General features: G+C 67.5%; 11 protein-coding genes. 6 read left to right on the top strand and 5 right to left on the bottom strand.

The window, feature by feature from the left end:
* Both glcE and glcD read right to left on the bottom strand, forming a co-directional pair.
* On the bottom strand, positions 1-602 hold a 602-nt coding region (gene glcE, locus Q673_RS34165; RefSeq protein WP_023007293.1), incomplete at its 3' end, for a glycolate oxidase subunit GlcE.
* Between the two features lie 33 nt (positions 603-635).
* Positions 636-2,126 (bottom strand): glycolate oxidase subunit GlcD, encoded by a 1,491-nt coding sequence (gene glcD, locus Q673_RS34160; RefSeq protein ID WP_023007292.1) that lies wholly within the window; start codon positions 2,124-2,126, stop codon positions 636-638.
* Between the two features lie 253 nt (positions 2,127-2,379).
* Here glcD and glcC point away from each other — a divergent pair, with 253 nt between their 5' ends.
* A complete protein-coding gene (glcC, locus tag Q673_RS34155) occupies positions 2,380-3,159 on the top strand; it encodes a transcriptional regulator GlcC (protein WP_023007291.1) in 780 nt (259 codons plus the stop codon).
* Positions 3,160-3,275: 116 nt separating this feature from the next.
* On the opposite strand, the gene Q673_RS34150 is transcribed toward glcC, so the two are convergent.
* Complete coding sequence (locus Q673_RS34150) at positions 3,276-4,976, bottom strand: L-lactate permease (protein WP_023007290.1); 1,701 nt, start codon at positions 4,974-4,976, stop codon at positions 3,276-3,278.
* Between the two features lie 333 nt (positions 4,977-5,309).
* On the opposite strand from Q673_RS34150, the gene Q673_RS34145 reads away from it, so the two are divergent.
* Both Q673_RS34145 and Q673_RS34140 read left to right on the top strand, forming a co-directional pair.
* Positions 5,310-6,017 carry a glutathione S-transferase family protein gene (locus tag Q673_RS34145; protein WP_023007289.1) on the top strand — a complete coding sequence of 236 codons (708 nt, stop codon included), beginning with the start codon at positions 5,310-5,312 and terminating at the stop codon, positions 6,015-6,017.
* 107 nt (positions 6,018-6,124) lie between these two features.
* Complete coding sequence (locus Q673_RS34140; RefSeq protein ID WP_023007288.1) at positions 6,125-6,478, top strand: phasin family protein; 354 nt, start codon at positions 6,125-6,127, stop codon at positions 6,476-6,478.
* Here the strand turns inward: Q673_RS34140 and Q673_RS36245 are convergent.
* Positions 6,408-6,848: a hypothetical protein gene (locus Q673_RS36245; protein ID WP_152527155.1), complete on the bottom strand. Its 441-nt coding sequence runs from the start codon at positions 6,846-6,848 to the stop codon at positions 6,408-6,410. The two genes, Q673_RS34140 and Q673_RS36245, sit on opposite strands and share 71 nt — an antisense overlap.
* Before the next feature lie 312 nt (positions 6,849-7,160).
* Here Q673_RS36245 and Q673_RS34135 point away from each other — a divergent pair, with 312 nt between their 5' ends.
* Positions 7,161-8,579, top strand: coding sequence for a uracil-xanthine permease family protein (locus Q673_RS34135; RefSeq protein WP_023007287.1), 1,419 nt, complete (start codon positions 7,161-7,163; stop codon positions 8,577-8,579).
* Between the two features lie 79 nt (positions 8,580-8,658).
* Here the strand turns inward: Q673_RS34135 and uraD are convergent, their stop codons facing one another.
* Entirely contained in the window at positions 8,659-9,192 is a 534-nt protein-coding gene (gene uraD / locus Q673_RS34130) for a 2-oxo-4-hydroxy-4-carboxy-5-ureidoimidazoline decarboxylase (RefSeq protein ID WP_023007286.1), read from the bottom strand.
* Between the two features lie 197 nt (positions 9,193-9,389).
* On the opposite strand from uraD, the gene uraH reads away from it, so the two are divergent.
* Together uraH and Q673_RS34120 are read left to right on the top strand one after the other, a co-directional pair.
* Entirely contained in the window at positions 9,390-9,743 is a 354-nt protein-coding gene (gene uraH, locus Q673_RS34125; RefSeq protein WP_023007285.1) for a hydroxyisourate hydrolase, read from the top strand.
* 52 nt (positions 9,744-9,795) lie between these two features.
* Positions 9,796-11,001 carry a urate hydroxylase PuuD gene (locus Q673_RS34120; RefSeq protein ID WP_023007284.1) on the top strand — a complete coding sequence of 402 codons (1,206 nt, stop codon included), beginning with the start codon at positions 9,796-9,798 and terminating at the stop codon, positions 10,999-11,001.
* Positions 11,002-11,079 lie beyond the last annotated feature (78 nt).

Raw genomic sequence — 11,079 nt, 5'->3', positions numbered from 1 at the left:
TGGCGGCCCCACTCGGCGAGCCGCTCCAGGGCGTCGGCCAGCGGCATGTCCAGGTGCAGGCTGCGGCTGGCACCGGGCAGCGGCAGCACCTTCATGGAGACCTCGGTGATCAGCCCCAGGGTGCCCTGGGCGCCCACCATGAGGCGCGAGAGGTCATAGCCGGCGACGTTCTTCATCACCTGGCCGCCGAAGCGCTGCTCGCTGCCCTGGCGCATGATCACGCGCGTGCCCAGCACGAAGTCGCGCACGCTGCCGGCCCAGGGGCGTCGCGGGCCGGAGAGCCCGGTGGCGATCATGCCGCCCACGGTGGCGTCATCGCCGAAGTGGGGGGGCTCGCAGGGCAGCATCTGCCCCTCGGCGGCCAGCGCGGCCTCGAGCTCGCGCAGCGGCGTGCCGGCGCGCACCGAGACGATCAGCTCCACCGGGTCGTACTCGGTGATGCCGCGGTGCTCGCGGGTGGAGAGGGTCTCGCCGTCCACGGCGCGACCATAGAAGGCCTTGGTGTCACCGCCGACGAGGCGCAGCGGCGTTCCCTCGGCCTCGGCGCGGCGGATGTGGTCGGCCAGCGCCTCGCTGGCGTCCTGGCTTGGGATGTCGTTCATGGTCACTATGTTGTCCTGTCTCCTGGCCGGCGCTCAGGCGTGGGTCGGCGCGGGCGCGTCGCCGGCGCTCTTGGTCAGGCGGAACTCGGAGCAGCGCGCCGGCGTGGGAATGTTCTTGCCCGGGTTGAGCAGCTCGTCAGGGTCGAAGGCGCGCTTGGCGGCCCGGAAGGTGGCGAGCTCGCCGGGGCTGAACTGCACGCACATCTGGTGGATCTTCTCGCGTCCCACGCCGTGCTCGCCGGTGATGGTGCCGCCCACCTCGACACACAGCTCCAGGATGCGCCCGCCGAGCTCCTCGGCACGCTCGAATTCGCCGGGCTGGTTGGCATCGAAGAGGATCAGCGGGTGCATGTTGCCGTCGCCGGCGTGGAAGACGTTGGCGACGCGCAGGCCGTACTCCTCGCCGAGGTCGCCGATGCCCTTGAGCACCCGGGCCAGCTCGCGGCGGGGGATGGTGCCGTCCATGCAGTAGTAGTCCGGTGACATGCGGCCCACCGCTGGGAAGGCGTTCTTACGCCCGGCCCAGAACAGCGCGCGCTCGGCCTCGTCGCGGGCTTGCTGGATATCGGTGGCGCCGGCCTGCTCCAGCACGCGGCGCACGGTCTGGCAGTCGTCGTCGACGTCGGCCTCCACGCCGTCCAGCTCACAGAGCAGGATCGCCTCGGCCTCCACCGGGTAGCCGGCGCCGATAAAGTCCTCGGCGGCGCGGATCGCCAGGTTGTCCATCATCTCCAGGCCCCCGGGGATGATGCCGGCGGCGATGATGGCGCCGACGGCGTCGCCGGCCTTCTCGATGTCGTCGAAGCTCGCCATCAGCACCTTGGCGGTCTCCGGCTTGGGCAGCAGCTTGACGGTGATCTCGGTGACCACCCCGAGCATCCCCTCGGAGCCGGTGAACAGCGCCAGCAGGTCGAAGCCGGGGGCATCCAGGGCGTCCGACCCCAGGGTCATGTGCTCGCCCTCGATGGTCAGCACCTCGACCTTGATGACGTTGTGAACGGTGAGGCCGTACTTGAGGCAGTGCACGCCGCCGGCGTTCTCGGCGACGTTGCCGCCGATGGAGCAGGCGATCTGTGAGGAGGGATCCGGAGCATAGTAGAGCCCGTAGGGGCTGGCGGCCTCGGAGATCGCCAGGTTGCGCACCCCGGGCTGTACCCGGGCGGTGCGCGCCTCGGGATCGATCTCGAGGATGCGGTTGAAGCGCGACAGTACCAGCAGCACGCCGTGTTCAAGCGGCATGGCGCCGCCGGAGAGGCCGGTGCCGGCGCCGCGGGTCACCACCGGCACGCCCAGCGCCCGGCAGCGCTTGAGCAGGGTCTCGACCTGCTCGAGGGTCTCGGGCAGGGCGACCAGCATCGGCAGGGCACGATAGGCGGAGAGACCGTCGCACTCGAAGGGGCGCAGGTCCTCCTCGCGGTGCAGCAGGGTCATGCCGGGCAGTGCCTGGCGCAGGTCGGCGAGGACCTCGGCCTGGGCGATGCGGGGGGGCTCGCCATCGAGCCGGGCGTCGTAGTGGGTGCTCATGTGGACTCCCCATGCGTCTCGTCAGGGCGGAACGGCCATCGCGAGGCGCGTCCCGGTCACGACGGAGGGCGCGCCTTGTGGCACATCTGGTCATTATCGTGGCAGCGCTGGCGCTGCTGTCCAGTCTGTGGCGCACTGGTCAGACCAGTAATTGGTCTATTATATGGAAGGGTTTTCCAGTGTATCCTCGCAGCCTAGCCGTTCGTTGCCACGACGGCCATGACCGTGACGCCGCACCGGCAGGAGAGAGCCCATGACGCCAAGCCCCGATGACGCCTATGGCGGCCAGCGAACCCCGGAGGGGGTGGCCGCGCGCCTCGAGCGCCTGATCCTCGACGGCATCTTCCGTACCGGGCAGCTGCTGCCCTCCGAGCGGCGGCTGTGCGAGCGGCTGGGGGTGTCGCGCGCCTCGCTGCGCGAGGGGCTGCGCATCCTGCGCAGCAAGGGCATCATCGAGACCCGCCAGGGGCGGGGTTCCACGGTGGCCTCGCTGCTGCCGGCCCGGGAACAGAGCCCGCTGATGCACCTCTTCCGCGACCACCCGCGCACCCTGTTCGACCTGCTCGAGGTGCGCGCCCTGCTCGAGGGCGAATCGGCGCGGCTGGCCGCCAGCCGCGGCAATCCGGCGGACCGGGTGCTGATCACGCGGCGCTATCGCGAGATGGCCGACTACGTGGCAAGCGCCGACCCCATCGACGTCGAGCGCCTGGCGCGCCTCGACCACGCCTTCCATCTGGCGATCTCCCAGGCCTCCCACAACCCGGTGCTGGTGCACACCCTGCAGAGCCTCACCGACCTGCTGCTGAGCTCGGTGTTCGCCTCGGTGAAGAACCTCTATCACCGCCCGGAGCCCCGGGAGATGATCAATCGCCAGCACGCCAGGCTTCATGACGCCGTGGTCAAGGGCAAGCCGCAGCTGGCCCAGCGAGTGGCGCTGGAGCACCTCAACGGCCTCGGCGAGGCGCTGCGCGAGATCGAGGCCGAGGATGAACGCCTGGAGCGCTCGGCGATGCGCCTGGAGGGGTGGGAGTAGGGCCTCCGCCCTGGCTTGGCCAGCCGTTTCTCTCCACCGGTCTTGCTGTCCCATGAAACACGTCGCCCCCGGCAGTCATTGCCGGGGGCGATGCGTTCGCGAGGGGGGTGACCCGGTCAGCCGAGGCCGAGCAGCGGGTCGCCGACGCCCAGCACGTAGAAGGCGAGCAGCGCGATGATCCCGGTGGCGACGAGGTAGTAGATCGTCGGCAGGATCGTCTTGCGGATGGTCTCGCCCTCGCGGCCGAGCAGGCCCACGGTGGCCGAGGCCGCCACCACGTTGTGGATGGCGATCATGTTGCCGGCGGCGGCCCCCACGGCCTGCAGCGCCACCATGAAGGCGGTGGAGAGGCCGAGCTGCTGGGCGACGTTGAACTGGAAGTCGGACAGCATCAGGTTGGAGACGGTGTTGGAGCCGGCGATGAAGGCGCCCAGCGCGCCCACGGCCGGAGCGAAGAACGGGTAGATGCCGCCCACGCTGTCGGCCACCAGCTGTGCCATGGCCACCGGCATGGAGACCAGGTCGGCGGCGTTGACGCCGGAGTTGATCAGGATCCGCACCATGGGAATGGTGAAGATCAGCACGAAGCCGGCGCCGAGGATGGTCTTGGAGGACTCTCCGAAGGCCGCCTTCAGCTCACCCAGGCGCATGCGGTGAAGCAGGGCGGTGAGCAGCACCACCATCAGCAGGATCCCGCCGGGCAGGTAGAGCGGCTGGATGGCGCCCGAGACGCCTGCCTCGCCGAGGATGTCGCTCCAGCCGAAGGCGAAGGAGGTCAGCGCATTCTTGAACGGCTCGACGGTGCGCGAGGCGACCAGGATCACCGCCAGCAGTACATAGGGCACCCAGCCCATCAGGGTGGAGATCGGCGCCTTGCCGGTGACGTCGTCCAGCTTGATCTCGAGCTTGCCGATCCACTGGTCGGGCCAGGCGGAGGACTCGGGGAAGTCCCAGGTGTCCTTGGGAATCAGGAAACCGCGGCGGGCCGCCGGGACGACGATGGCCAGGCCGACCATGGCGCCGATCATCGACGGGAACTCCGGCCCCAGCAGCACGCCGGCCAGCATGTAGGGCACCACGAAGCTGATGCCGGCGAAGATCGCGAAGGGGGCGATGGAGAGGCCCTCCTTCCAGGAGCGGTTGGCGCCGAAGAAGCGCACCATGATCACCACCATGATCAGCGGCATCAGGATGCCGACGATGCCGTGGATGACGGCCACCTCACCGGCGATCAGGCGGAAGTACTCCATCCAGGTGGCGCCACCGGCCTCGAGGGTCTCGGTGATGCCGGCGCGGTCGAGGCCGCCGGAGACACCCACCACGATGGGGGTGCCCACGGCGCCGAAGGAGACCGGGGTGGACTGGATCATCATGCCCACCACCACGGCGGCCAGCGCCGGGAAGCCCAGCGCCACCATCAGCGGGGCGGCCACGGCGGCGGGGGTGCCGAAGCCCGAGGCGCCCTCGATGAAGCAGCCGAACAGCCAGGCGACGATGATCGCCTGCACGCGGCGGTCCGGGCTGATGCCGGAGAAGCCGTTGCGGATCGCCTTGATGCCGCCGGAGCGCTTGAGGGTATTGAGCAGCAGGATGGCGCCGAAGATGATCCACAGGATCGAGACCGTGAGGATCAGGCCCTGGAGGGTGGAGGCCAGCACGCGGGTGGTGCTCATCTCCCAGGCGAACAGGGCAATCAGGGCGGTGACCACGAACACGATCGGCATAGCGGTCCTGGCCGCCATGCGCAGACCGATCAGCAGCACACCGGCCAGCACCAGGGGCACGAAGGCCAGCAGTGCAAGGAGGGTGTCATTCATGGAACGGGTATCCTCGATCAGCAGTCAGCAGGGTGCCCGGGCGGCGAAGCGCCGGCCGGGGTGTTGGACAGCGGGACCTTAAGGCCTGGTCCGCGTGCTTTCCATAGCAGGGAAATTGGTATGACCAATAATCGGGAGCCGGTGCATGCCCTGTTTCGCCATCTAACCACTTGTCTCGCTTGGGTAAAGGCTCTGTTTTCGGCCAGCCATCGGCGGCCACATGACGATGGTTATTAGACTAATGGACAGGCGCCGGCCGCTATTGGCGGGGGTGGCAATCGCTGCCAGACTGCGCCGGTATCACCCTGACGGTTACCCGAACGAGGAGATGGCATGACACGCGTGCTCTATGACCTGTGTGGCGTCGACGAGGGGCTGCGCTTCTCGCCCTACTGCTGGCGCGTGCGCTACGCCCTGGCCCACAAGGGGCTGGAGGTGGAGACCCGCCCCTGGCGCTTCACCGACAAGGCGGCCCTGGCCTTCGCCGACCATGACAAGGTGCCGGTGCTGGTGGACGGCGAGACGGTGGTCACCGACAGCTACGAGATCCTGCGCTACCTGGATCGCGCCTACCCCGAGGCGCCGCTGCTGGGCGACGACCTGGCCGAGGGGCGCGCGCGCTTCCTGCGCCACTATGCCGAGCGCACCCTGCAGCCGGCCATCATGCGCACCATCATCATGGACCTGTTCAATGCCATCCACCCCGACGACCGGGCTTACTTCCGCGCGAGCCGCGAGAAGCGCTTCGGCCGGACCCTGGAGGAGTTCCACTCGCCGGCGAAGGGGCTCTCCCAGCTGGATGCCGGCCTCGAGCCGCTGCGCGGCCGCCTCAAGGAGGCCGCCTTCCTGGATGGCGACGCCCCGGCCGGCGCCGACTACCTGGTCTTCGGTTGCTTCATGTGGGCGCGCTGCGTCTCCAGCGCCGACCTGGTCTCCAACGCCGACCCGGTCCACGCCTGGCTCGAGCGCATGCTGGATCTCCACGCCGGCCTGGGTCGCCAGGCGATGCGCATCACCGACGTGGAGGGAGCCTATCGCTGAGGGGCTGGCCGAGGAAAGCCGATGTTGCAATGCACAATAACGCCTGCTATGTTGCATTGCAGCACAGGACATATCGTCCTGTTCGGCCACAGAGACGGAGGCGTTCCATGACCACCAAGGCTACCCAACAGAAAGCGACCGAACAGTTTGAAGGGCTCTTCGTCGAGCCGGCCCGTGCCTACGGCTCGCTGGCCCTCGAGTACACCGAGAAGCTCGTCGGTGCCCAGCTCGACGCCGCACGTCGCTACAGCGACCTGAGCCTGTCCCAGGCCCGAGCCTGGATCGCGGTTCGCGATGCCGATGGCTTCAAGCAGGCCTTCGAGGGCCAGCAGAAAGCCGCCCAGGACCTCGGCGACCACGTCAAGGCCGACGTCGAGAAGCTCTCCACCCTCAACCAGGACTACCTGCAGAAGGGTCAGAAGCTGGTCGAGGAGAGCCTGAAGGCCGTCGGCAGCAAGTAAGCCGTCCTCCTTCCAGGCAGTGACAGCGGGCCGCCCCTCGGGGCGGCCCGCTATCGTCGTATGGCCAGGCAGTGTGTCGAGGGTCAGGCGCGGAGCCGTCGCCGGCGGGCCAGGCGCCGAGCAGTGCCACCACCTCGTCGTCGCCGACCTGGTCGAAGTCGGCGAAGAACTGTCCCACGGCGCCGAAGCGTTCGGGAACCTCGCCGCACACCACCTCGTCGGCCAGCGTCTCCAGGCGTGCCAGGGTGTCCGGTGGGGGCACCCCCGGCGCGGCGACCAGTTCCCACTGGCGCTCGACCTCCCCGGCCAGCCATGCCTCCCGGCAGCCGCGTGCCGCCTCCTCCAGGTGCACGCTGCCATCCTCGCTCACCGCGCCGATGGCTTACTCCGGATTGCCGGGGGGCGCCGATCTTGCGCACCAGCACCAGCGGGTGCTGGGTGCTGGCCGGCCAGGAGGCCCAGGCGTTCGGCCAGGCGCTCGGCCGCCTCGAGTCGATTCCGGTACATGCAGGCCTCCTGTTCGGTCGGGGAACTTCTCTGACAGTCTAGTCTGCTGTTATCACTGCGACGAAAGATGGAGTCATTCGTTCTTTGTTTTCGTATACATTAAAGTCTGTGTGTTGTGAACTATAGCCCCGTGACATGTGTATCTAAACAATCACAACACAGCCCGGATAGCCCCATGACAACCAAGACACGCAACACCTCGCTGTTCGACTTCGACGGGCGGCCGCCGGTCTACAAGGCGCTGCCGATCTCGTTGCAGCACGTGCTGGCGATGATCGCCGGCGTGATCACGCCCCCCATCATCATCGCCGGCGTGGTCGGCTCGACGCCCCAGGAGAAGCTGCTGCTGATCCAGGTGGCGGTGCTCGCCTCGGGCGTCTGCACCCTGTTCCACCTCTATGGTGTCTGGAAGTTCGGCGCGCGCCTGCCGGCCATCTTCGGCGTCGGCTTCGCTTATGTGCCGACCCTGATCGCCGTGGGCGGGCAGTTCGGCATCGAGGGGATCCTCGGTGCCCAGCTGATCGGCGGCATCACCATGATGGTGGTCGGCTACTTCATCCAGTATATCCGCCACCTCTTTCCGCCCATCGTGGCGGGCACCGTGGTGCTGGTGATCGGCCTCTCGCTCTACGACATCGCCATCCGCTACATGGCGGGTAGCGGCAACGTCAATGCCGAGGGCTTCGGCGACCTGGCCAACTGGATGGTGGGTATCATCACCCTGCTGGCAGTACTCGGCGCCTCCCAGTTCGGGCGCGGCGTGGTGCGCCTCTCGGCGATCATCGTCGGTATCCTGGTGGGCTACGCGGTGGCCCTGCCGATGGGTATGGTCGACTTCAGTTCGGTGGCCGAGGCGAGCTGGCTGGCGGTGCCGCGGTTCATGCCCTTCGAGCTGGAGTTCCACTCCGCGGCGATCGTCTCCATGGTGGTGATCTGCGTGATCAACTCGGTGCAGACCATCGGCGACCTCTCCGCCACCAGCGTGGCGGGCATGAATCGTGAGCTGAAGACCCGCGAGCTCACCGGTGGCCTGCTCGGCAACGGCCTGACCACCGCGGTGAGCTCGCTGTTCGCGGCGCTGCCCACCTCCACCTTCAGCCAGAACGTGGGCATCGTGGCCATGACCAAGGTGATCAGCCGCTCGGTGCTAGCCATCGCCGGGGTCTTCATGTTGCTGGCCGGGCTGAGTCCCAAGTTCAGCGCCATCATGACCACCATTCCCTACCCGGTGCTGGGTGGCGCCACCATCACGGTGTTCGGGATGATCACCATGACCGGCATCCAACTGCTCATCAAGGACGAGCTCTCGGCCCGCAACGTGACCATCGTCGGCCTCTCCCTGGCACTGGCGCTGGGCATCTCCCAGGTGCCGGCAGCCATCGAGCAGTTTCCCGAGATGCTGCAGAACGTCATCGGTGGCGCGCCCATCGTGGTGGCGGCGATCACCTCCTTCTTGCTCAACCTGGTGCTGCCGCATCGCTCCCTGGCCGACGAGCGGCGCGAACGCGAGGAGATCGCCCGTGCCGACGCCGAGGCCGCGGGCCAGGACCCGGATGCCCAGCCGGTCCCCGGCGGACGACACCATCTTTCATGACCCCAACGACAAGCGGGGCGCCGGTTCTCCGGCGCCCCGCTCTGGGGTAGATGGGGGCAGTGGCAGCCCCCTGCTGGCGTCACTGCCCGGTGTCGGCTCTGGCCTCCAGGCGAAAGCGGGCGATGCGGTTGATCTGCGCCACCGCCGTGCGGCGCTCCTCGGCGGGGTCGTTCTCCAGGCGTGTCTCGAAGGCGTCGAGGATGGCGTAGCGGTCGCTGCCCTTCACCGCCATCACGAAGGGGAAGCCGAACTTCGCCTTGTAAGCGGCGTTGAGCCGTTCGAAGCGGGCCATCTCCTCCGGGGAGCACTGGTCGAGGCCGGCGCCGGCCTGCTCGCGGGTGGAGTCGTCGGTGAGCTCGCCGGCCACCGCTGCCTTGCCGGCCAGGTCCGGGTGGGCGCGGATCACCTCCAGCTGGCGCTCGGCGGGAGCGGAAGCGAGCACCTCGCCCATCGCCTCGGCGAGTCCCTCGGGAGTGTCCTGTGCCGCCGTGAGACCCTTCTCCCAGGTCAGTTCGGCAACCCAGGGGGAGTGCTCATAGATCTCGCCGTAGGCGGCCACGAAGGCGGCCTGGTCCAGCTGGCTGGGTCGCGGGCTCAGGGTTCTGTCGCTCATGGTCATGCTCCTTCAGGGGGTGGTCGGTTAGTTCTGGCGAATGCTCCGAATAAATGTATACAAAAAATGTTTTGAAATGTACCGAAAAAATGTCTAAAACTGTTTTCACAGAGTGAGGGTGGCCTCGGGCACCTGCACCGGCAAGCGAAACCCGGTTCCATTACGACAATCCACAACACGACACGAGGAGCACCACCATGGGACGCCTGACCACCCACGTACTCGACACCGCCCAGGGTCGCCCGGGAGAGGGCATCCGCATCGAGGTCTATCGCCTGGAGGGCGAGAGCCGCACCCGCCTGAAGGAGGTGGTAACCAACGACGACGGGCGCTGTGACGCGCCGATCCTCGAGGGCGAGGCGTTCGCTGCTGGCCAGTACGAGCTGGTCTTCCATGCCGGGGACTACCTGCGTGCCCAGGGTGTCGAGGCCGAGGAGCCGCGTTTCCTGGACGTGATCCCGCTGCGCTTCGGCGTGGCCGATGCCGGCGCGCACTACCATGTGCCGCTGCTGCTCTCGCCCTATGGCTACTCCACCTACCGCGGAAGCTGAGGGGCTTCCCCCGCCGAGATGCCCATAACAAGACGCTAGACGAGGCCCCCCTATGCAAGCCTATCTGCTGGATTTCGGAAACTTCATGCTGCGCTGGCTGCACGTCATCGCGGCCATCGCCTGGATCGGTGAATCCATCTACTTCGTGATGCTGGACAACGGCCTGCGCACGCCCAAGGCCGCCGAGGACCGCGACAAGGGCGTGTTCGGCGAGATGTGGGCGGTGCACGGCGGCGGCTTCTACCACAACCAGAAGTACGCCACAGCCCCGGCCAAGCTGCCCGAGGACCTGCACTGGTCGTTCTGGAAGGCCTACACCACCTGGCTGTCGGGCTTTGCGCTGTTCATCCTGCTCTACATGGCCAACCCCAGCTTCTACCTGGTCAACCCCAATGCCAGCTGGGCGTGGGCCGCCAACATGAGCGGCTGGCAGGCCAACGTGGTGGCGCTGCTGTTCCTGCTCGGCGGCTGGGTGGTCTACAACGAGCTGTGCAAGCGCATCAGCCCCAACATGACCCGTGATGGCGTGCTCAGCATCGCGGTGGCGGTGATGATGGTGGTGGTCTCCTACCTGAGCACCCAGATCTTCTCCGGCCGCGCGGCCTTCCTGCTCACCGGTGCGGTGATGGCCACCGCCATGTCGGCCAACGTCTTCTTCTGGATCATCCCGGGGCAGCGCCGCATGGTGAAGGCGATGAAGGCGGGCGAGGCCCCCAACCCGCTGGACGGCAAGCGCGGCAAGCAGCGCTCGGTGCACAACACCTACTTCACCCTGCCGGTGGTGCTGCTGATGATCAGCAATCACTACTCCTTCGCTTACTCCCACGAGCAGGCCTGGGTGATCATGTCGCTGTTCATTTTCGGCGGCGCGCTGATCCGTCAGTTCTTCGTGCTGATGCACGCCGGCAAGATACAGCCCGCCTACCCGGTGGCCGGCACCGCGCTGATCGCGGTGGCCTTCTGGGTCGCCATGCCGAGCGTCGGTGGCAACGCCGGCCAGGCCCAGGCGTCGGTTTCCGTGGACATGGCCGAGGTGCAGCCGATCATCGAGACTCGTTGTGTGGCCTGCCACGCCAGCGAACCTAGTCAGCCTGGCTTCAATGCACCCCCCGCAGGGCTTGCCTACGATACCCATGAGCAGATCCTGCAGCAGCGAGACAAGATTCGTGAGGTGGTGGCCAGCGGCTATATGCCGCTGGGCAACATTACCGGGATGACCGACGAGGAGCGAGAGGCCATCGCCGCGTGGTCGGAATGATCCCTGAGTCTCCCGCATGATGACTCCCTTGACCCGCCCACGTGGCGGGTCCTCTTGTTTGTGCGCCAGGCATGGCGC

It is taken from the genome of Halomonas sp. PBN3 (assembly GCF_000475415.1).
Taxonomy (GTDB): domain Bacteria; phylum Pseudomonadota; class Gammaproteobacteria; order Pseudomonadales; family Halomonadaceae; genus Halomonas; species Halomonas shengliensis.
The sequence above is the reverse complement of the archived record's forward strand: the minus strand, read 5'-3'. Positions and strand labels throughout refer to the sequence as shown.